The organism is Pedobacter sp. UC225_61, from assembly GCF_044452285.1.
In the GTDB taxonomy this organism is placed as follows: Bacteria; Bacteroidota; Bacteroidia; order Sphingobacteriales; family Sphingobacteriaceae; genus Pedobacter.
Map to the genome: position 1 here is coordinate 95,421 of NZ_JBIOAL010000001.1, position 22,718 is coordinate 118,138.

General features: G+C 33.5%; 20 protein-coding genes. 14 read left to right on the plus strand and 6 right to left on the minus strand.

What is annotated here, in order from left to right:
• Window positions 1-8 precede the first annotated feature (8 nt).
• Complete coding sequence (locus ACHMWN_RS00435; protein WP_397296827.1) at window positions 9-1,037, plus strand: acyltransferase; 1,029 nt, start codon at window positions 9-11, stop codon at window positions 1,035-1,037.
• Window positions 1,038-1,092: 55 nt separating this feature from the next.
• On the opposite strand, the gene ACHMWN_RS00440 is transcribed toward ACHMWN_RS00435, so the two are convergent.
• Window positions 1,093-3,072, minus strand: a complete 1,980-nt coding sequence (locus ACHMWN_RS00440; protein ID WP_397296830.1) for a KUP/HAK/KT family potassium transporter — start codon at window positions 3,070-3,072, stop codon at window positions 1,093-1,095.
• Between the two features lie 247 nt (window positions 3,073-3,319).
• Here ACHMWN_RS00440 and ACHMWN_RS00445 point away from each other — a divergent pair, with 247 nt between their 5' ends.
• From ACHMWN_RS00445 to ACHMWN_RS00500, 12 genes are all read left to right on the plus strand, one after another.
• Window positions 3,320-3,772: a T9SS type A sorting domain-containing protein gene (locus tag ACHMWN_RS00445; RefSeq protein WP_397296833.1), complete on the plus strand. Its 453-nt coding sequence runs from the start codon at window positions 3,320-3,322 to the stop codon at window positions 3,770-3,772.
• Window positions 3,773-3,801: 29 nt separating this feature from the next.
• Window positions 3,802-4,413: a fumarylacetoacetate hydrolase family protein gene (locus tag ACHMWN_RS00450; protein WP_397296835.1), complete on the plus strand. Its 612-nt coding sequence runs from the start codon at window positions 3,802-3,804 to the stop codon at window positions 4,411-4,413.
• Between the two features lie 5 nt (window positions 4,414-4,418).
• Window positions 4,419-6,161: a M23 family metallopeptidase gene (locus ACHMWN_RS00455; RefSeq protein ID WP_397296837.1), complete on the plus strand. Its 1,743-nt coding sequence runs from the start codon at window positions 4,419-4,421 to the stop codon at window positions 6,159-6,161.
• Window positions 6,162-6,241: 80 nt separating this feature from the next.
• Window positions 6,242-6,706, plus strand: a complete 465-nt coding sequence (gene bcp / locus ACHMWN_RS00460) for a thioredoxin-dependent thiol peroxidase (RefSeq protein WP_397296840.1) — start codon at window positions 6,242-6,244, stop codon at window positions 6,704-6,706.
• Window positions 6,707-6,793: 87 nt separating this feature from the next.
• Window positions 6,794-7,639 carry a transketolase gene (locus ACHMWN_RS00465; protein WP_397296843.1) on the plus strand — a complete coding sequence of 282 codons (846 nt, stop codon included), beginning with the start codon at window positions 6,794-6,796 and terminating at the stop codon, window positions 7,637-7,639.
• Window positions 7,640-7,692: 53 nt separating this feature from the next.
• The gene (locus ACHMWN_RS00470; RefSeq protein WP_397296846.1) at window positions 7,693-8,649 is read left to right on the plus strand and encodes a transketolase family protein; all 957 of its coding nucleotides are present in this window, start codon (window positions 7,693-7,695) and stop codon (window positions 8,647-8,649) included.
• A 6-nt stretch (window positions 8,650-8,655) separates the two neighbouring features.
• Window positions 8,656-9,207, plus strand: coding sequence for an RNA polymerase sigma factor (locus ACHMWN_RS00475; protein WP_173272327.1), 552 nt, complete (start codon window positions 8,656-8,658; stop codon window positions 9,205-9,207).
• 40 nt (window positions 9,208-9,247) lie between these two features.
• Complete coding sequence (locus ACHMWN_RS00480) at window positions 9,248-9,874, plus strand: hypothetical protein (RefSeq protein WP_397296851.1); 627 nt, start codon at window positions 9,248-9,250, stop codon at window positions 9,872-9,874.
• A 9-nt stretch (window positions 9,875-9,883) separates the two neighbouring features.
• The gene (locus ACHMWN_RS00485) at window positions 9,884-10,330 is read left to right on the plus strand and encodes a hypothetical protein (RefSeq protein WP_397296854.1); all 447 of its coding nucleotides are present in this window, start codon (window positions 9,884-9,886) and stop codon (window positions 10,328-10,330) included.
• Window positions 10,331-10,442: 112 nt separating this feature from the next.
• Window positions 10,443-11,642 (plus strand): aspartate aminotransferase family protein, encoded by a 1,200-nt coding sequence (locus ACHMWN_RS00490; RefSeq protein WP_397296857.1) that lies wholly within the window; start codon window positions 10,443-10,445, stop codon window positions 11,640-11,642.
• An 8-nt stretch (window positions 11,643-11,650) separates the two neighbouring features.
• Window positions 11,651-12,328 carry a response regulator transcription factor gene (locus ACHMWN_RS00495; protein ID WP_397296860.1) on the plus strand — a complete coding sequence of 226 codons (678 nt, stop codon included), beginning with the start codon at window positions 11,651-11,653 and terminating at the stop codon, window positions 12,326-12,328.
• Between the two features lie 2 nt (window positions 12,329-12,330).
• Window positions 12,331-13,650 carry a sensor histidine kinase gene (locus ACHMWN_RS00500; RefSeq protein WP_397296863.1) on the plus strand — a complete coding sequence of 440 codons (1,320 nt, stop codon included), beginning with the start codon at window positions 12,331-12,333 and terminating at the stop codon, window positions 13,648-13,650.
• Between the two features lie 257 nt (window positions 13,651-13,907).
• On the opposite strand, the gene ACHMWN_RS00505 is transcribed toward ACHMWN_RS00500, so the two are convergent.
• The gene (locus tag ACHMWN_RS00505) at window positions 13,908-14,825 is read right to left on the minus strand and encodes a DUF58 domain-containing protein (protein WP_397296866.1); all 918 of its coding nucleotides are present in this window, start codon (window positions 14,823-14,825) and stop codon (window positions 13,908-13,910) included.
• Between the two features lie 163 nt (window positions 14,826-14,988).
• Between ACHMWN_RS00505 and ACHMWN_RS00510 the strand changes: the two genes are divergently transcribed.
• Window positions 14,989-15,462: a VOC family protein gene (locus ACHMWN_RS00510; RefSeq protein ID WP_397296868.1), complete on the plus strand. Its 474-nt coding sequence runs from the start codon at window positions 14,989-14,991 to the stop codon at window positions 15,460-15,462.
• Between the two features lie 70 nt (window positions 15,463-15,532).
• Here ACHMWN_RS00510 and ACHMWN_RS00515 read toward each other — a convergent pair whose 3' ends face one another.
• The 4 genes from ACHMWN_RS00515 to ACHMWN_RS00530 all read right to left on the minus strand — a co-directional run bounded on the left by ACHMWN_RS00515 (window position 15,533) and on the right by ACHMWN_RS00530 (window position 22,681).
• Window positions 15,533-16,744: a PQQ-dependent sugar dehydrogenase gene (locus ACHMWN_RS00515; protein WP_397296871.1), complete on the minus strand. Its 1,212-nt coding sequence runs from the start codon at window positions 16,742-16,744 to the stop codon at window positions 15,533-15,535.
• A gap of 127 nt (window positions 16,745-16,871) precedes the next feature.
• Window positions 16,872-17,189 (minus strand): thioredoxin, encoded by a 318-nt coding sequence (gene trxA, locus ACHMWN_RS00520; protein ID WP_173272305.1) that lies wholly within the window; start codon window positions 17,187-17,189, stop codon window positions 16,872-16,874.
• Between the two features lie 90 nt (window positions 17,190-17,279).
• Window positions 17,280-21,710 carry a DNA polymerase III subunit alpha gene (gene dnaE, locus ACHMWN_RS00525; RefSeq protein WP_397296875.1) on the minus strand — a complete coding sequence of 1,477 codons (4,431 nt, stop codon included), beginning with the start codon at window positions 21,708-21,710 and terminating at the stop codon, window positions 17,280-17,282.
• A 290-nt stretch (window positions 21,711-22,000) separates the two neighbouring features.
• Window positions 22,001-22,681, minus strand: a complete 681-nt coding sequence (locus tag ACHMWN_RS00530) for a type 1 glutamine amidotransferase domain-containing protein (RefSeq protein ID WP_397296878.1) — start codon at window positions 22,679-22,681, stop codon at window positions 22,001-22,003.
• Between the last annotated feature and the right edge of the window lie 37 nt (window positions 22,682-22,718).

The following is a 22,718-nucleotide window of genomic DNA, read 5'->3' on the forward strand; positions in this document are numbered from 1 at the left end:
TGCCGTGGATGAGCGATTTTAAACAAAAAGAAGACACTTCCTGGCTAGACAATTTAAGGGTCTTTGCAACCATTAGCGTTATATTTTTACATGTTGCAGCTCCATTTGTTACTAAATTTGGCAAAATTTCAATGCCTAATTGGTGGTGGGCAAATACGTATGATGGATTAGTAAGATTCTGTGTTCCGGTATTTGTAATGCTAACAGGCGCACTTTTACTCCCAAGAGCTCATACACTTAAAGCTTATTTAAAAAACAGATTGGTTAGAATTGTAATTCCTTTCGCCTTTTGGACAGCGATCTACATCTGTCATGCTATTTATGAAAAACCTAACAATTACAATTTAACGTTTATTGTAGATAAGTTAATAAACGGAGCTGCCTATCATCTTTGGTATATTTATATGATAATTGGAATTTACTTGATTATCCCAATTATTAGCACTTGGATAAGAAAAGCAAGCGAAAAAGAGATTTTATATTTCTTAGCACTTTGGCTAATCTCCATTTTAGCAACTCAACCAATTATTTCGAATTATACACCAGATTTTAATCTCAAATACTTTTCTGGTTTTATCGGCTATTTGGTTTTAGGGCACTATTTATCAAGCATGAAATTTGAAAATATCAAGCACATCAAGCTGGTTTCTTTTTCTATATTTTTTGCTGGCGTATTACTTACGATAATTGGCACTTACCTTTTGTCAAGTCAAAAAGGCAAATTTATAGTAGATTTATATACTTATTTCTCATTAAACGTAGTGATTGCTGCAATAGGAATATTCTTGTTCTTTAAACAGTTTACGTTAAAAAATAAACATCTGTTAAAGTTTCGGAATTTTATCAACAGAAATAGCTTTGGGATCTATTTCGTACATATTTTGGTGTTGTTTTATTTAAATAAAGCAGGGATTAATGGCAGTATTTTAACCCCTAAATTTGGTATATTTATAACTACTGGGCTTTGTTTATTTTGTTCTTGTGTAATTATCCATTTCCTCAAAAAGATTCCATTAGGACATAAATTAGTTGGATAGCATTGTTTGATTAATATAAAACCCCAGCTTTTGGCTGAGGTTTTTATATCTATTTCTAAACAGCTAACCTGTTTAACTCTATATCATCAGGAGTAACAAAAATCAATGGTACTTTTTCTACATCTACGTAACTAGAATCTAGTCCAAAACTGCTTACTTCTGATAAGCTTAAGCGTTTTAAAACGAAATAGTAATCCATTATGCTACGCTCGTAAAAACTCAGATTGGTAAATTTAGAAAGATGTTTTTCTAACAATACAAACCGGAAATCACCAGCAATTTTATGTTTATTTAAAGAAGTGTATTGACTTGTAATATCCACCTCTCCATTTTTCACTAATTCTTCAACAACCTTACGGTACAATAAATTTACGCGTTGCTCAATTCTAAAACCTAATTTAAAATCAATGCGAATTAACTTACCAGGAATTAAGAATTCCACTTTATAATCCATTGTATATGGTTCATCCATTACATCAACGTGAACCAACCAATATACATCTGCACGTTTAGGCTCTTTCTGAATAATCGAATAAATAATTTTCGATTCGATCTCTGTTTTGAAATTTGCACTTGTTAAATACACCAGTTGTGACGAAAATTTAGGAACAGACTCATCATTACTTAACTCCGTTAAAATGGTATAATAATCTTCTATTTCAACATATTTTACAAAACGATTTTTGATCTTTCTTGAGTTGTACCATGTCCACATTACGCTTAACAAGGCACATCCAATAAGTAAGGTTACCCATCCGCCATGCACAAATTTGAACAAGTTACCCGCCAAGAAAGAAAATTCAATCAATCCATAAATAACTACAAAGATTACGATTATATATTTCGGGAATTTCTTTCTTAACATATAAACTGCCACTAACACAGTTGTCATTAGGAAAGTTAGATTAATTGCTAAACCGTAAGCACCCTCCATATCATCAGATCTTCTGAAAATCAGCACAATAATAATACAGCCAACACACAGTAACCAGTTAATAGAAGGCACATATAGTTGTCCTTTTTGTATACTTGGATAGTTAATTCTAACCTTTGGCCAAAGATTTAAACGAACGGCTTCAGAAATAAGCGTAAATGAACCAGAAATCATGGCTTGAGATGCAATAACAGCTGCTGTTGTCGCTAATATTACCATTGGCAACACCAAAGAATGCGGTACTAATTCGAAAAATGGATTTGTATTATGCGGATCATAATTTGTATTTTTCAATACCCAAGCTCCTTGACCTAAGTAATTAAGTATCAGCATGATTTTTACAAAAATCCAGCTTACTCGTATATTATCCTTACCGCAGTGCCCCAAATCAGAATATAAGGCCTCCGCTCCTGTTGTACATAAAAATACACCACCCAAAATAGCCAATGCCCCCGGATTTGACACTAATAAATTATAGGCGTAATATGGATTTAATGCTTTAAAAATCCACGGATCATGAATTACTTGCCCTAACCCTGCAATACCAAGCGCAGCAAACCATAAAAACATGATTGGCCCAAAAAGCTTGCCCACTAAATTTGTTCCGAACTGTTGGATAATAAAAAGCAATGCAATAATGGCAATTACAATTGGAACAACTTGTACCGTTGGAAACTTCAATTTTAACCCTTCAATTGCAGATGTTACTGTAATACTGGGCGTAATCATCCCATCGGCTAAAAGTGCTGCCCCCCCAATAATGGCTGGAATTACTAACCATTTTGCTTTTTTGCGTACCAAAGAATACAAAGAAAAAATACCCCCCTCACCTTTATTATCAGCTCTTAGCGTAATAATTACATATTTTATGGTAGTTTGCAAAGTCAATGTCCAGAATATACAAGACAGTGCTCCAAGCACTAGAGCTGGAGTAATATAATTTCCTGCTACCCCACTTGGTCCTTCAGCTATTTCTTTTGCAGTTTTGAAAATTGCTTTTAAGGTGTATAGAGGTGACGTACCAATGTCTCCAAAAACTATCCCTAAACTTACTAGAACCCCACCGGCTGTGAGCGCATTAACGTTTTTATGATTTGACACGGTTATAAAATTTGACTGCAAAATTAATTAAATAAATAATATTAAAGTCATTAATATTTACATCGTTATGTGCAGCAAAAACAAGTAAAATTTAATGAAAAACAACTGTTGTTAAATAGTGTTAAATATTGGTTTATTACCTAAAATGTTTGATTTCTTTGTTTAATTATTTATATTTTTGCCAGCATAAAGGATGATTTCAAAGCCAAAAATAGCGTTCTCATGGAGTTTACTATGCACAATTTGCATGGTAATTTTGATGGGTTCTTCTGTTTTCGCTCAAAAAATAGATACTTCTAAAATTTCTATTAAGCCTAAAGCAAAAGTAGTTAGCCGAGTTCCCCAAATTAAAGCAAACATTCAACCTTACAAACCAAACACTATTGGCTACGGTTCATCCAGCACTACATTGTCAAACAGTACACCTACAAAACGCGGTAAAGTCTTAACTGTTTTAAAAGTTTATCCAAATCCTGTTGTAGATCAAATTAACATCAGCCTTAAGCTTGATAGAGAAACTTTACTTTCCATAAAAATAACAGATTTATTGGGTAATGACGTGGTTACCTTAGCAAATGAACGTGTTTCTGCAGGTGAACAAACCAAAACCTATACTATTAATAAGCTAAATCCAGGAATTTATTTTTTAAGGATATTAGCGAGTGGAGAGCCTGTTGTAAAGAAGATTTCTGTATTATAAATTATCCTTATCTTTTCTATTTTTGTTTTATGAAGATTATTGCAATTGGTCGCAACTATGCTGCGCATGCTAAAGAACTGAATAATGCTGTTCCAACAAAACCTATTATATTTTTAAAACCAGATACTGCTGTTTTAAAAGACAATAAACCTTTTTACATTCCAGATTTCTCATCTGATATTCATTATGAGCTAGAAGTGGTTTTAAAAATCTGTAAAGAAGGAAAGCATATTTCCGAAAAATTTGCTGCTAATTATTACGATGAAGTAGGTTTAGGAATAGATTTTACTGCAAGAGATATTCAGAGCGAGCACAAAGAAAAGGGTTTGCCTTGGGAACTAGCAAAAGCTTTTGATAATTCTGCTGCGATTAGTAGTTTCTTCCCAAAAGCAGATTATCCTGATATGTACGATTTAAAATTCGAACTACAAATCAATAAAGAAACTCGCCAAAAGGGGCATACGGCTAATCTTTTATTCTCATTTGAGAAAATTATTTCATTCGTTTCTCAATATATTACTTTAAAAAAAGGCGACCTTATTTTCACTGGAACACCAGAAGGTGTTGGTAAAGTAAAACAAGGTGACCAGTTGGAGTGTTGGTTAGAGGATAAACAATTACTCAATTTTAGTATTAAATAATAAGAATGTTCCTAACTACAAAGTCAGCCACACTAAAACTTCCACTTTTAATTCTCTTTCTTTTTTTAGCCTTTAAGGCTAATGCCCAACAAGTTTTCAGCAATACTATTTATCCGCTTACAGATTTTAGGCATCCTTTAGATATTGTACCGCCAGCATTGGCAGGTTCTTTTGGAGAACTTAGGGCAAATCATTTTCATTCAGGAACAGATTTTAAAACAAATCAAAGAATTGGCTATCCAGTTTACGCAACTGCGGATGGCTATATTTCACGTTTACGTGTACAAAATAGCGGATTTGGTTTGGCCTTGTATATTAACCATCCAAATGGTTACACCTCAGTTTATGGGCATTTATCGCGGTTTAGTCCTAAAATTGCACAACAAGTAAAGAGCATTCAATACAAAAATAAATCTTACGAAATAGACGAGTTTCCGAATGCTGATTTAATTCCTGTTCGCAAAGGAGAAGTGATAGCCTATTCTGGTAATACAGGCAGTTCTGGTGGTCCGCATTTGCATTTTGAGTTAAGGGATACTAAAACTGAGTTAACAATAAATCCTCAATTATTAGGAATTCAAATTCCAGATAATATTCCACCAGTTATTTACTCAATGTATGTATATCGCCTAAATGGCAAACCTTTTAATGAATTTACACCTAAACAATATTTCCAAGTAGTAGGTGCTAACGGAAAATACAATTTAAACAAAGTAAACACCATTAATTTAAGCGGAGAAGTTGGCTTTGGCATTATAACTACGGATAAACACAACGGTCTTTCTGGTACAAATGGGGTGTATTCCATAGAACTCGAAGTTGATGACAAGATCATTTTCACTTCTGCGTTAGAAAAATTTAGTTTTGAGAATAGCAAAGCGATCAATTCTCATATAGATTATCCAGCACTTATTACACTAAAACGCAGTGTTCAAAAGAGTTTTGTAGATCCTGGTAATCCACTTCAGATTTACAGTAATTTGGTGAATAGTGGCCGTATTAATTTTAATGATGATAAATTACATCAAGTAAAGTATATCATTACCGATTCTAAGGGTAATAAAAGCACACTCTTATTTAATGTAAAAGCAGATGCAAAAGCGGTGATTAATACCCCAACTCAACCAGCAGGAATTCCGTTTAGTTATACAAAACTAAATGATTATACTGGCGATGACATTAGAGTAATTGTACCAAAGGGAACGTTGTATAACGACCTAAACTTTACATATAAAAAGTTGCCAAAACCTCAGCATAATGCATTTTCTGCAATTCATCAAGTTCACAATAATTTAACACCCCTACATATTGGTTTCGAACTTTGGATTAAAGCGGATAGTACGTTAACTAACTATCGAAACAAAGCTTTAATTGTAAATACAAACCGTTCATCACAAGGTGGATATTTTGAAAATGGTTATGTAAAAGCCCTACCAAAAAATTTCGGTAGCTTTTTTATTGCTATTGATACGATTGCCCCTACTATAGTCCCTGTAAATATTGCCAATGGCAAAAACATGGCAGGGATTAGTAAAATGAGTTTTAGAATTAGCGATGGACTTTCTGGAATTAAGAGTTTTAATGGTTATATTGATGGCAAATGGGTTTTAATGGAGTTTGATGCAAAAACAGCTAATTTATGGCATAGCTTTGATGAGCGCACTTTAGCAGGAAAACATAGATTTGAGTTAATTGTAGTTGACATGAAAGAAAATGTTAGACGATACACCATCGATTTTTATAGATAATAGAAAGCAGTGTTGAATTCGATAAATGACTATATTGCTAGCAATTACAATCAACAATAGAACAATTTACAAATAGCAAAATGAGCACTACACTTAAAGCGGGCGATAAAGCCCCAATGTTCACTTCAAAAGATCAAAATGGAAATACAGTTTCTTTAGATCAGTTTAAAGGCAAAAAGGTTGTTTTATATTTTTATCCAAAAGATGATACGCCAGGATGCACTACAGAGGCTTGTGATTTTCGCGACAATTATCAAGGCTTAAAAGCTAAAGGAATAGAAGTTTTAGGGGTAAGTATAGACGATGAAAAATCACATCAAAAATTTATTAACAAACACAGTTTACCATTTACACTTTTAGCCGATACAGATAAAACTATTGTAGAAGCCTATGGCGTTTGGGGTGAAAAAAATATGTATGGTAAAAAATATATGGGTACGGTTCGTACTACGTTTATTATAGACGAAGAAGGGAAAATTGCACACGTAATTTCTAAAGTAGATACTAAAAGCCCAACTGCACAGGTTTTAGATTTACTTAAATAGAATTTTAGTACATAAACAGTTTATTTTCGCTTACACCTTATTTATAAATACATTACCTTTGGAAGGTAACAACAACACTTTATTTTAATGAAACATACAATTAGTGAATTAGAAGATATCGCCTCACAAGTTAGGAGAGATTGTTTGAGAATGGTTCATGCTGTTCAATCAGGTCATCCTGGTGCATCTTTAGGTTGCGCAGATTTCTTTACGGCTTTATATTTTGAAGTATTAAACCATAATCCTAAGTTTTCGATGGCTGGAGTTGGAGAAGATTTATTTTTCCTTTCAAACGGTCACATTTCGCCAGTTTGGTATAGCGTTTTAGCAAGATCAGGTTATTTTAAAGTAAGTGAGTTAGCTACTTTCAGAAAATTGGATTCGAGGTTACAAGGTCACCCAACTACGCATGAAGGATTACCAGGCATTCGTATTGCATCTGGATCATTAGGACAAGGTTTATCTGTTGCTATTGGTGCTGCTTTAGGTAAAAAAATTGATGGTGATAAAGGCTTAGTTTACGCTTTAATGGGCGATGGTGAGTTACAAGAAGGTCAAAATTGGGAAGCTTTAATGTTCGCTCCTTTTCACAAAGTAGATAATTTAATTGCGAGTGTAGATTATAACGGGCAACAAATTGATGGTCCAACTGAAAAAGTACTTTCATTAGAAAATCTTCAAGCAAAATTTGAAGCTTTTGGCTGGCATGTAATTACTTCAGATGGTAATGATATGGCAGAAATTACTAAAGCATTACATTATGCAAAATCATTAACTGGAAAAGGGAAACCAATTTTAAACTTAATGAGCACTCAAATGGGTTATGGTGTTGATTTTATGGTTGGAACACACAAATGGCATGGTTCTGCACCAAGTGATGCACAATTAGAAGTGGCATTAGGTCAACTTAAAGAAACAGCTGGGGATTACTAAGATCTGAGACTTCCAAACAATTAATCTCATATCTAAATAAAAATTAAAACATCGTGAAAAAATATACATATACAGAAAAGAAAGATACACGTTCGGGTTTTGGAGCTGGATTGCATGAAGCAGGTAAACGCAATGAAAATGTGGTTGCCCTTTGTGCTGATTTAGTAGGCTCTTTAAAAATGGATGCTTTCATTAAAGATTTTCCAGAAAGATTTGTACAAGTTGGTATTGCAGAGGCTAATATGATGGGTATTGCGGCAGGTTTAACCATTAATGGAAAAATTCCTTTTACAGGTACTTTTGCTAACTTTTCTACTGGCCGAGTGTACGATCAAATTCGTCAATCAATTGCGTATTCAGGTAAAAATGTAAAAATTTGTGCATCACATGCGGGTTTAACACTAGGCGAAGATGGAGCAACGCACCAAATTTTAGAAGATATTGGCTTGATGAAAATGTTGCCAGGAATGGTGGTGATCAATCCTTGCGATTATAACCAAACCAAAGCCGCAACACTTGCTATCATGGATTATGAAGGACCAGTTTACCTACGTTTTGGCCGTCCTGTTATTCCTGTGTTTACAGCAGAAGATCAAAAATTTGAGATTGGTAAAGCATGGATGGTTAATGAAGGAAAAGATGTAACTATTGTTGCAACTGGCCACATGGTTTGGAGAGCAATTGAAGCTGGAGAAAAATTAGCAGAGCTAGGAATTGATGCGGAAATTATAAATATTCATACTATTAAACCTTTAGATGATGAGGCAATCCTTAAATCTGTTAAAAAAACAGGTTGTATTGTAACTTGCGAAGAACACAATAAATTTGGTGGCTTAGGTGAAAGTGTTGCTCGTTTATTAACTACAGAATATTTGGCACCACAAGAATTTGTGGCAGTAAATGATAGCTTCGGCGAAAGTGCTACACCAGATCAGTTAATGACTAAATACAAATTAGATCCATCTGATATTGTTGCTGCTGCACAAAAAGTAATGAAAAGAAAAGCATAAAAATAGATGAAGCAAGTTGAAGATGCCGAAATACTGCAAAAGTTTAGTGTAGAAAAAACACGAAATGAAGCCTTCAACTTGCTTTTATCTAAATATCAACAAAAAATATATTGGCACATTCGTAGATTGGTTATCGATCACGATGATACGGATGATTTAGTGCAAGAAACCTTTGTTAAGGTTTGGAAAAATCTAGCCAATTTCAGAAGCGACTCACAGCTTTACACTTGGATTTATAGAATTGCGACTAACGAATCCATCACCTTCTTGAATAAGAAGAAACTAAAAAATAATATTTCATTAGATGATGTAAGTGGCGAATTAGCAGAAAGCCTTGCTGCTTCCTCTTACTTTGATGGCGATAAAGCTCAACGAAAACTTCAGGAAGCAATTTTAACGCTACCAGAAAAGCAGCGCATTATTTTTAACATGAAGTATTTTGATGACATGAAATATGATGAGATTTCTGAGGTTTTAGGCACTAGTGTAGGTGCATTAAAAGCTTCATTTCATATTGCAGTAAAAAAAATTGAAAGTATTTTGCTAAATGAAGATTAAGTATTAAACCTTTTACATTAAAATCTATCAATAGGTTATCATGAAGAAAAAAGATGAAGATATGGAATGGGAAATGGAAGCTCCTTACTTAGCGAGTTTGCCAAGAACTACACCATATAGTGCGCCAGATAAATATTTCAACGATTTAACAACACGTATTAATCAATCTGTTTTTGTAGATGGGTTAATGCAAAAAGAAAATCAAGGTTTTACGATTCCACAAAATTATTTTGAAGATTTAAGTATTCAAATAGAAAGCCGCATTGCCGTGGAGCAATTAAATGCATTGGTAAAAAACGATGGATTTAAAACTCCTGTTAATTATTTTGATAAACTAAATGCAGATATTTTAAGTAAAACTTCGGGTACAGCTCAAAAAACAAAAGTTGTTCGTCTATGGCAGACAGATTTTATGAAATATGCTTCTGCAGCTTGCTTTATTTTAATAACCGCATCTGGTTTATATTTTAATCAGCAAAGTACATTAAAGGAAGATCGTAAAGTAGAATTAGCTAACGAGCAATTACTATATGATATTGATGAGAGTGTAATTATTGATCATATACAAGAAAGCCAAGCACCTACAACAATTTCTGCGTCAGATACGGAAATGGAAAACTATATTTTAAATCATTTTTCATCAAGTGATTTATCAAATAACTTATAAAACTTAGAGATGAAAAACATAATTATCGCACTGTTTATTTTATTGCCAAGTTTAGCTTTTGCACAAGGGCCAAGAATGGACGATGAAAAAATGGAAGCTTACAAAATAACTTGGCTAACCACAAAACTTGATCTATCTGCAGATGAAGCGAAAGTTTTTTGGCCTATTTATAACGATTTTACCAGAGAACAAAATGCATTGCGAAAAGAACGTATGCAAAAAATGATAAGCTTTAGAAAAATCAAGGAAATTGAAGATTTAACAGATGTTCAAATTCAGACATTAATTGTGAATGACTTTGATTTTAAACAAAGAGAACTTAATATAGAGAAAAAATACTACAATAAGTTCAAATCAAATTTACCAATTAAAATTGTAGGTAAGTTTTATAGAGCACAAGAAGCGTTTAAAAAAGAATTACTTAATCGTTTTAGAAGCGGTCAACCAAAACAATAATAATTAATTAATTTTTAGAAAATCCCATATGTATTCACGTATGGGATTTTTTATTTTACATTATTCTGCTAGGATAAAATAATTAAGATTTCAAAAAAGCTTAATTTGCACCATGCAAACACAACGTCAGTTATTTTTAAAATATAATGCTCAAACCTCTGAAACCCCACTTTTATTAGAGTTTGTAAAAGCAAAAGGCATGTACATGTATGGTCAATCTGGCAAAAAATACATGGATTTAATTGCTGGCATTGGCGTTAGCAATGTTGGGCATTGTCATCCCACAGTTGTTGAAGCAGTAAAAAAGCAAGCAGAAACCTATATGCATTTAATGGTATATGGAGAATATGTTCAAAGCCCACAAGTTGATTTTGCAAAAGCTTTGGCATCGGTTTTACCAGAAAATTTAAGCTGCACTTACTTTGTAAACTCTGGTGCTGAAGCCGTTGAAGGAGCAATGAAACTGGCAAAGAGATACACCAATCGAACCGAGCTAATAGCTTGCAAAAATAGCTATCACGGGAGTACGCAAGGTGCATTGAGTTTAATGGGAAATGAGGAATTTAAGCAAGCATATCGCCCTTTATTACCTGACATTCAATTTATTGCATTTAATAAGGTTGACGATTTAGAAAAAATAACTACTAAAACCGCAGCCGTTTTTATAGAGACAATGCAAGGCGAAGCAGGGATAAGAATTCCAGATGCAGATTATGTAAAAGCTTTACGGAAAAAATGTACAGCAACAGGAACGCTTTTAGTTTTTGATGAAATACAATGTGGATTTGGTCGTACAGGTAAGATGTTTGGCTTTGAACATTTTGGCGTTGTTCCTGATATTTTATTGTTGGCAAAGGGCATTGGAGGCGGGATGCCGATTGGTGCCTTCATCAGTTCTTCACAAATAATGTCGGTATTTACAAATAATCCGATTTTAGGACACATTACTACGTTTGGCGGACATCCTGTGAGTTGTGCAGCTGGGTTAGCTACTTTAGAAACCATATTAGCTGAAGATTTAATTACTGGAGTGGAACAAAAAGGAGAATTATTTAAATCATTGCTAAAACATCCTGCAATTGTAGAAATTAGAGGAAAAGGGTTGATGCTAGCCGTTGAGTTTGACAGTTATGAAACTAATAAAAAAATTATTGATGGCTGTATTGAAAATGGTTTAATTACCGATTGGTTTTTACATTGCAGTAATTCTATGCGTATTGCACCACCTTTAATTATTACTGAAGATGAAATTACTACAGCTTGTGAAATCATCTTAAAAAACATAAATTCAGTATGCAATCCTAAAGAATAATTGAACTAATGAATGTATTAATAGTTGAAGACGAAAAAGGCTTAGCGCTTGAAATGAATGAATTTTTAAGCAGAGAAGGATATATTGTTGAGCATGCTTGGAAAAAAGCATCAGCTGAAGAAAAAATTTTCGTTAATAATTACGATTTCATTCTCTTGGATTTAGGTTTGCCAGATGGCGATGGTTTTGAAGTGCTTAAGCAATTGAAAAACTTAAAAGATCGAGATGATGCTGTAATTATTTTAACAGCGAGAAGCGCAGTTGACGATCGTATTAAGGGTTTGGATACCGGTGCTGATGATTATTTAGCAAAACCGTTTTCATTAAATGAATTACTTGCCAGAATGCATGCAATTATTCGTCGCAAACATAAATTAGAAAAAAACGAAGTTAAAATTCATGATTTCGTGTTAGATATTCAAAATCATACTGTTTCATTTCAAGGTGAAAGAGTTCCACTAACTAAAAAAGAGTATGAAATTTTTAACTATTTAGTATTAAATAAAAATAGAGTGGTTTCTCGAATAAGCTTAACAGAACACGTTTGGGGTGATATTTTAGAGGTAAATTCTGATTCTAATTTTGTAGATGTGCATGTAAAAAATCTTCGAAAAAAATTAACTCAATGCACTAAAACCGATTGGTTTGAAACTGTCCGCAGCATTGGCTACCGAATTAATTATTAATAATGAAACTGCAAGCGAAATTTGCTTTATACAATGCCATCACCAAAATAGCGGTGATTTTGGTGTTAGGAGCAATTATCTTGCTTTCTTTAGAAACCATTTCTTCTCATCATTTAGATGGACGTTTAACTAAAAAGAGGTTAAAAGTAATCGAGAATTTAAGTGACAACGAAATTGATAGTTTGCTAAGAAATCAACATTCATTTACAGATTATAACATCTTAAAAGATGAATTTATAGTTTTAAATGCAATTCCTAATGTTGGAAAAATTGATACAAGCATTTTCTTTACCACAGAACGAAGAGAAATTGAAGGTGACACAGAAATTTATCGAATTCTTAACGATCAATTCGAATACAATAACAAACGTTATAAATTGGAATTAGGAGAAGCCATGACGGCTATGGAATCTATCAAAACAACTATTCGATTTTACATGCTAATTGTGTTAATTGGATCTTTGCTGGTTACACTACTTACTGATTACGCATTTACAAATCTTATATTAAAACCATTTTATAAAATTATTGATCAGAAACTAAATAAAGTAAATGATCCTACTTCTTATAATTACGAAAATATCCCTACTAACACTACTGATTTCAAAATACTAGATAATAGTATTAATTCGCTCATGCGAAAAATTGCAAATTTATTCTTGTTAGAAAAACAGTTTATCGCCAATGTTTCTCATGAATTACTCACACCAATTTCCATTTTAAGTGGTCGATTAGAAAACATTCTGTCCGCAGAAAATTTACCTATTGAGCACGAGAATAAAATTTTAGCTTCTTTAAAAACACTAAATCGTTTAAAAGTTATCATCAATAGTTTGTTATTGATTTCTAAGGTAGAAAACGAACAGTACCTTAAAAAAGATCAGGTTTCAATTCAACAGGAGTTGATTGATATTTATGAAGATTTAGAAGACCGCATTATAGACAAACAAATTGTTTATAAAAATGAAATTAAAGAACATTTCACCCTCACAGGAAATCAAGCATTGATTCATACTTTATTAATTAACATTATTAATAATGCAACAAAATACAATGTAACTAAAGGTTCTATCACTATACATGATGAACTAACACCTACAAAATATATCCTAACCATTGAAGATAGTGGAATAGGGATGGAAAAAGAGAACGTAGCTAATGCTTTTAATCGATTTGAGCGGGAAAACAATGATAAGGAAGATGGCTTTGGATTAGGGTTATCTATTGTAAATAGTATAGCTAAATTTCATCAACTCAACATTTTTATTCAGTCCAAAAAAGACAAAGGAACTGTGGTTACTGTTGAATTTCCGATTATTTAGCAATTATCTACCTGATATACAATACACTGCAAACTTCATAAAATCTTCATAATTGAACAGCATCTTTGATTAACAAAACATCAGAAGCGATTTCCGTTTTGTTATCTAATAAAACTCATCAATAGTTTTTTAGTTTTCCGGTTACCCTTATCTGAACCTTCCTGTATTGAAAAATATAGGAAGGTTTTTGTTTATCTATCCTTCGACAAACTCAGAATGACAAATGGGTTAATGAACAAGTTAACCAATAAACTAACCTATCCCATTTTTTGTCGCTTAATTAAGTATGCTTGCAACACCTGATTAAAACCTGCATTAATATCTGCATCAATCATATCAATTTTATATTGAGCACATTTTAACATTAGCTTTTGACGATAATTACTCATTTGTTCTATATAAGCAGCTGCAACTTTAGATGTATGAGTTTTTAAAGTTGCACCCGTTTCCATATCAATAAATTGATGCGGGCGATTAGCAAAATCGAAATCTACTTCTTTATTTTTATCTGTAACATTAAAAATAACAACCTCATGTTTATTAAACTTCAAATGTTGAAGAGAAGAAAACAAGGCTGAGATTTTATCTTCATCATGCACAGTTTGTAACATATCGCTAAACACAATGACCAATGAACGCTTGTGAATTAACTCTGCGATTTGATGTAATGCTAAAGCTAAATTAGTTTGCACATTCATTTTCGGCGCTTGTAAAATCTGCTCTAACTGTGAAAACAAATATTTTTGATGTGTACCAGTAGATTTTGCTGGTGTATTTAAACTCAATTGGTCTGTAAATAAGCTTAAACCAAAAGCATCTCGTTGTTTTTTCAATAAATAAATTAATGCAGCTGCACTTTGAACTGAAAAAGTTAACTTATTGTACTCGTTATTAGGGAAATACATGGATGATGATGTATCAATTACAAATTGACAACGCAGATTAGTTTCTTCTTCATATCGTTTACTAAATAGCTTATCTGTTTTAGCAAATAACTTCCAGTCGATGTTTTTAACACTATCTCCAGTATTATACAATCGATGCTCGGCAAATTCTACAGAAAACCCGTGGAAAGGACTTTTGTGCAAACCTGTAATAAACCCTTCAACCACTTGTCGGGCCAAAAGTTCTAAGTTGCCTAAACTTCCTTCATTTTGATAATTGATTTGCTGCATTAAGTAAAACTAATAAATTATTGCATTGAATATATCGTTATGCCGATTAAATGCATTGTTAGCTTATCTCAAATTATGATTAATATTTAATCGGCTGTTGTATTGACGTAACGAAATTTTACTAAATTTATCATGTCGATTAGACAATATTATTTTATAACCAATGAAAAAAGCTATTTTTATTACTCTAATCACAGCCATAGCATTTTGTTCTGGCTTCGCATTTAAAACTATATTATCACAAAATAAAAATTCAAGAATGAAAAAAGTAACAGGCATTGGCGGCATTTTTTTCAAATGCAAAGACCCGAAGAAGATGACAGAGTGGTATCAAAAACATTTGGGCTTAAATACAAACCCTTATGGTGCAACCTTTGAGTGGTTTGAAGGTACAGATAGCACAAAGAAAGCTCAAACGCAATGGACTCCATTTTCTGAAAAGACAACATACTTCGAACCATCAACCAGAGAGTTTATGATTAATTATAGGGTTGAAAATTTAGAAGCACTCGTTGAAGAATTAAAAAAAGAAGGCGTAACTATAGTGGACACTATTGAAACTTATGATTACGGTAAATTTGTACACATTCTTGATGCAGAAGGAAACAAAGTTGAATTATGGGAACCTAAAGATTAAAAATGAAAATAACCACAGATAAAGAGTTACAGATTATTAAATCAGTATTTCTCTTATCTGTGGTTAAATCTTACTTCTTAGTTATTTTATATAAATTACCACTATCAGTAACAGCATATAAAGCGCCGTCTTTACCTTCTACTAAATCTCTAAAACGCTCACCTTTATCTTCTAATAATCTTTCTTCGCCAACTACTTTATTATTTTTAAGTACCAAGCGAATAATATGCGAGCCGCTTAAAGCGCCAACAAATAAATTTCCTTTCCACTCAGCAATGTGATTGCTATTGTAAAATGCAATGCTTCCTGGAGAAATAACCGGATTCCAATAATAAACTGGCTGTTCCATGCCAGCTTTTTGCTGAATGCCATCTCCCACTTTTTGTCCACTATATTCTGTTCCGTAAGTTATAACCGGCCAGCCGTAATTTTTGCCTGGTTTAATTAAGTTAATTTCATCACCACCCTTTGGACCAAATTCTGCTTCCCATAAATCGCCAGTTTGTGGATTAATAGCCAAACCATCTGGGTTGCGATGTCCATAAGAATAAATTTCTGGTCTAGCATCTGCCTTTCCCGCAAATGGTCCATTCGGAACTGCTTTTCCCGCTGGTGTTAAATGAAGAATTTTCCCTAAAGAAGAATTCAAATATTGTGCTTGAACTCTAATTTCTTTATCCGAACGTTCTCCTGTACTTACAAATAAGTTTCCATTTTTATCAAACACTATTCTTGAGCCATATTGAAGTTTACCAGTATGGGCTGGTGTTGCTCTATAAATAATGGTTTGATTTTCTAAAGTCGTTTCATTAGCTGATAATTTTCCTTTCGCTATAGCCAACAAAACACCCTTGCTTTGCGGTTCCGAATAAGCCCAATACACCATCTTACTTTTTGCGAAATCTGGAGCCAACGTTACATCTAAAAGACCTCCTTGTCCAGAATCATCTACTTTAGGAAGTGCGGTAATTGTTTTAGACAATGTTCCATTTGCTGATAAAATAACCATTGATCCACTTTTCTGAGTGATAAAAAATCTTCCATCCGGCATTATAGAAATTGCCCAAGGATTTTCAAGTTTCTTATTAATGACAGATACAGCAAGTGGTGTTGCTGTTTTCACTGCCTTAATTCTAGTTTGGCTTTCAAATGCAGGTTTATAATCTGCCGAAGGCTTTCCTTTTTCAACGGAATTTTGTGCTGAAACATTCGTTTCATTTACACAACTAAATAAAAAGCTTACTGAAAGTAAACTTAATATAGGATATTTAACTATTTTCATAAACTGGGATTTACTTAAAAGAACAAAAAATTATTTATAATAAAAAATCCGATCTTAATGAGATCGGATTTAAATATATATTCTCTTAAAAATAATTTTTAAGATTATTTCTATAAAATGAGATAGCTTATAATTGCTTATCTAATTTACCAGCCAACACTGATTTAGGTACTGCACCAACTTGTTTATCAACAACTTCACCATTTTTAAAGAACAATAAAGCAGGAATATTTCTAATACCAAATTGAGTTGAAATTTGTGGGTTGTTATCAACGTTCACTTTTCCAACTAATGCTTTTCCTTCGTATTCTTTTCCAATTTCATCTACAATTGGACCAACCATACGACATGGACCACACCATTCTGCCCAAAAATCTACTAATACTGGTTTATCTGATTTTAATACAACTTCCTCGAAGTTCGCATCTGTTATTTCTAAAGCCATAACTTATTTTTAAATTTATATACAAATATATTATCAATTGTAATGCCATCAATAGGTTACTGTCAATTTGACAATTTACCTACTTTAGTATTAGTTTAGTTTATAGTTTACAACATTCAGTTTGGTCAATTGTTCTAAAAACTGGTTGTTAGGATTTATTTTTAAAGATTTTGAAGGGAGTTCCAATTTCAAATTCTGCTCTCTATCGTAAACCTCAAAATTTAACTTACAATTATGGCGCTCGCTACTTTCTTTGTTTTCTTGCAAAAGCACATCAATTTTTTGCATTAACTCATCGTTAATTTCTTCAATAGGCACTTGAATAGTAATGCATTTAGTTAGTTTATCACGTAATTCCGATAATAAATCTATCGATGTAACTTTAAACTCCCAATCGCCTTCTTTTCTAAAACGTTCTCCTACTCTACCTCTAATTTGCAAGAAATATCCTTCTGTTAAAAACTGTTTAAATTTCAAGAAATCATCTCCAAACAAAGCAATTTCACAGCTATCGTCGTAATCTTCAAAAACAAAAGTACCAAATGGCTTGCCTGTTTTAGTAATTCGTTGCGATGCCAAAACAACTAATCCACCTACTACCAAATCTCTATTCTTTAAGGTTTCGAACTCGGCTAAAATTTCTTCGTTGGTATCGCCACTTCTAATTTTATTGACAATAGCTAAGTGTTTAACAGAATGCTGGCAAAAATGATTCAACTCAAAACGATAATCATCTAATGGATGGCCTGATAAGAAAATTCCAATCGCATCCTTTTCATATTTTAATCGATCAATTAATCCCCATTCTGGAGAAACTGGAAAAGTAGGTTCTAAAATTAAATCCGCTTTTGAACCTCCAAAAAGTGAAGCTTGGGATGAACTTTCATTATTCTGGAAATCATTAGCATATTTAATCAACTTTTCAATTCCATTCATTTTATCGTTAGCGCCAATATAAAAATATTGCGCTCTATGAAAACCATAGGCATCAAATGCACCACTATATACAAAACTTTCGTATGCTTTTTTATTTACAATACGCGTGTTTGAACGTTTAGCAAAATCGAAAACCGAAGTATAAGGGCCATTTTCCAAACGTTCTTCAATGATACTTTCTACCGCTTTTTCGCCAACTCCTTTTACTGCCGACATACCAAAACGAACTTCGCCTTTGGCATTTACCGAGAACTTCAAATCAGATTCATTTACATCTGGCCCTAAAACAGTCACGCCCATTTGCCTACATTCTTCCATAAAGAAAGCAACTTGCTTAATATCGCTCATGTTATTGGAAAGTACCGCAGCCATATATTCCGCTGGATAATTTGCCTTTAAGTAAGCAGTTTGGTACGCAATCCAAGCGTAACAGGTAGAGTGAGATTTATTAAACGCATATTCAGCAAAAGCTTCCCAATCTTTCCATATCTTCTCTAAAACTTTATCATCATGACCCTTTGCTGCAGCCTGTTTAATAAATTTGGGCTTCATTTTATCTAACACATCGCGTTGTTTCTTACCCATCGCTTTACGCAACACATCGGCCTCACCTTTGGTAAAATCTGCTAATTTTTGCGACAAAAGCATTACCTGCTCTTGATAAACTGTAATTCCGTATGTTTCTTTTAGTAATTCCTCACAAGCTTCTAAATCGTATTTAATTTCCTCTTCACCATTTTTACGTTTTACGAAACTAGGAATATATGCAATTGGACCAGGGCGATATAATGCATTCATGGCAATTAAATCTCCAAAAACTGTTGGCTTTAACTCTTTCATGTACTTTTGCATACCCGCACTCTCGTACTGGAAAATGCCTACCGTTTCGCCACGTTGAAAAAGTTCGTAAGTTTTTACATCATCTATCGGAAAACTATCTGGATCTAAATCAATACCATGTCTTTTCTTTACCAGTTTTACAGTATCCTTAATTAGAGTTAATGTTTTTAACCCCAAAAAGTCCATTTTTAGTAAACCTGCACTCTCTACAACAGAGTTATCAAATTGGGTAACATATAAATCTGAATCTTTTGCAGTAGCTACTGGAACAAAATTGGTAATGTCATCTGGTGTAATAATTACTCCACATGCATGAATACCTGTATTTCTTAATGATCCTTCTAAAATGATAGCTTGCTCAATCGTTTCTGCACTTAAATTTTTGGCTGCCGCTAAAGCTTTTAACTCTATAATTTTTTCATATTCATCTGGTCGCAAAGCGGATTTTAAAGACTTTTCATCTAAGTTAAAAATCTTTGCCAGTTTCATATTTGGTATCAGCTTTGCGATTTTATCAGCCTCAAAAAGTGGTAAATCTAAAACCCTTGCCGTATCACGGATGGATGATTTTGCCGCCATTGTTCCATACGTAATAATCTGCGCTACTTGACTTGATCCATACTTATTGATTACGTAATCCATTACACGACCACGACCCTCATCGTCAAAGTCAATATCAATATCGGGCATGGAAACACGATCTGGATTCAAGAAACGCTCAAATAGCAAATCATACTTTAAAGGATCAATATTTGTAATCCACAAACAATATGCTACTACTGACCCTGCAGCAGAACCACGACCAGGTCCAACAGAAACATCACGACGACGAGCTTCTGCAATAAAATCTTGTACAATCAAGAAATATCCTGGGTAACCCGTTTTTTCAATGGTAGCTAATTCAAAATCTAACCGTTCAATGATTTCTTCGGTTAATTCACCATATCTTTTCTTAGCACCTTCGTAACTTAAGTGTCGTAAATATTTATTCTCACCACGTTTACCACCATCTGCTAGGTCTTCTTCTACTAAAAATTCAGCTGGAATATCAAACTTTGGTAATAGAACTTCACGAGCCAATTCATAAGCTTCAATTTTATCTGCAATTTCCTGTGTATTCAAAATCGCTTCTGGCAAATCCGCAAAAAGCGCTTTCATTTCCTCTGCAGATTTAAAATAATACTCTTGATTTGGCAAACCATAGCGGTATCCACGACCACGACCAATTGGCGTTGCTTGTTTTTCTGCATCCTTTACACACAACAAAATATCGTGTGCATTTGAATCCTTTTTATTGATGTAATAGGTATTGTTAGTTGCTACTAATTTAATTGAGTGTTTGTTCGATAAAGCAATTAAATCAGCATTTACACGGTCTTCATTTTCCTGACCATGGCGCATTAGTTCTACATAAAAGTCATCATTAAATTGTTCTTTCCACCAAATTAAAGCGTCTTCCGCTTGTTTCTCACCCATGTTTAATAATTTACTTGGAATTTCTCCTTGTAAATTACCAGAAAGCACAATGATATCGCTTTTATACTGTTCAACTACCTTTCTATCAATACGAGGAACATAATAAAAACCTTTGGTATAGGCAATTGATGACATTTTGGCAAGGTTGTGATACCCATTTTTATTCTTTGCCAATAGTACAACTTGGTACCCGTTATCTTGTCTGGTTTTATCTAAATGATTATCACAAACAAAAAATTCAACCCCAACAATGGGTTTTACAATTTGAGCCATTGGTTCTTCGCCTTTGGCTAATGCCTCCTCGTTTTTTGCTTTAACTTCCTTATTGTATTTGCTTACTGCACTCACAAAGTGAAAAGCACCCATCATATTTGCATGATCTGTTAGTGCAACAGCAGGCATATTTTGAACGGCCGCAGCTTTAACTAAATCCGGAACACTGATGGTACTTTGTAAAACTGAAAATTGAGTATGATTATGCAAATGCACAAAGTTTGCATTTGCTAATTCTTGTTTATTTCCCGCTAAAGTTTGTTTAGAAATGCCACCAGTTTCTGTTCCTTGTAAGTGTTTTCTAATTTCAGCCGATGCTGCCTTTAAATTGATATGCTGTAAGCCAACAGCTTCTATAAGTGGGTTATTTTCTTTAAAACGAAGGAAATAATCGGTATCAACCAACAGCTCTTCTTTTTTAAAGACCTCCTTTTTAATCAACTCTAAAAAGCAACGCGTAGTTGCTTCTACATCAGCAGTTGCATTGTGCGCTTCGGCAAATGGAACCCCGAAAAGATAGTAGTGTAATTCAGTTAAAGTTGGTAATTTAAATCGTCCATTTCTACCTCCAGGCAGTTTTAACAAATTAGCTGTAATCTCAGTACAGGTATCTAAAACAGGCATCTCAGCCATTGGATTTGCTACGCCCAAACGATGAAATTCGCAACCCATTATATTTACATCAAACCCTATGTTTTGACCAACTACAAATTTTGCTTTACCAAGTGCAGTATTAAATTTTTCTAAAACTTCGGCTAATACAATTCCCCGATCTTGCGCCAATTCCGTCGAAATTCCATGAATTCGTTCTGCATCATAAGGAATATTAAATCCTTCAGGCTTTACTAAATAGTCTTGATGCTCAATCATTTTCCCCATTTCATCGTGCAACTGCCAAGCGATTTGAATACAACGTGGCCAATTATCAGTATCGGTAATAGGCGCATTGTAATTACGTGGCAAGCCAGTTGTTTCAGTATCAAAAATCAGGTACATAATTGGGAATTGATTGAGATCAAAAATAGAGAAATTACCTTGTTAACTTGTCAGTAAATTATCAACATCTACAATGGAAAAAATGGCAAAAGGGTATGAATAAGCAAAATAAAGAAGAGATAATACTGAATGCATAAGGTTTACGTTATTGTTCGTAACTTCAAATAAAAGATTTTACTGAGATTAGCCATATACATGGTATAGCACCAATAATAAATGACGTATATGGTGCATAAAAAGGTTAAGAAGTTTTTAACTTCTTAACCTTTAATTCGTTATGAATAGCTATTTTATCCTTTTAAAGTATCCAATAACACGTTGGCCGCTTCTTCTGAAGAACCTGGATTTTGTCCAGTAATCAGTAATCCATCTTTTTTAACATAGGATCCCCAATCTGGTCCTTTACTGTAATTTCCACCTAATTTTTTAAACTCATCTTCTAACAAGAAGGGAACCACATCAGTAAGTTGTACTGCTGCTTCTTCTGTATTTGAGAAACCCGTAACATCCTTATTTTTAACTAGCGCTTCACCATTGGCATCTTTAACGTTAATTAAAACACCAGGAGCATGGCAAACCAAAGCAACAGGCTTGTGTGCACTTAAAAATTCTTGGATAAGCGCTATTGACTTCTCATCATTTGCCAAATCCCATAATGGACCGTGACCACCTGGGTAAAAAACGGCATCGAAATCTTGCTCTTTAATTTCAGACAATTTTATCGATTTGCTCAATTTTTCTTTTAAACCTGCATCATTTTTAAATCTTTTGGTAGCTTCGGTTTGTGAGTCTTGCTCATCACTTTTTGGGTCAATAGGTGGCTGTCCACCTTTTGGTGATGCTATGGTAATTTCAGCGCCAGCATCTGATAAAACATAATATGGTGCCGCAAATTCTTCAATCCAGAATCCAGTTTTTTTACCTGTATTACCAAGTTCGCTATGTGATGTTAAAACAAATAATATTTTCATTTTGATATATTTTTTGAGATAGAAACCATTATTATGC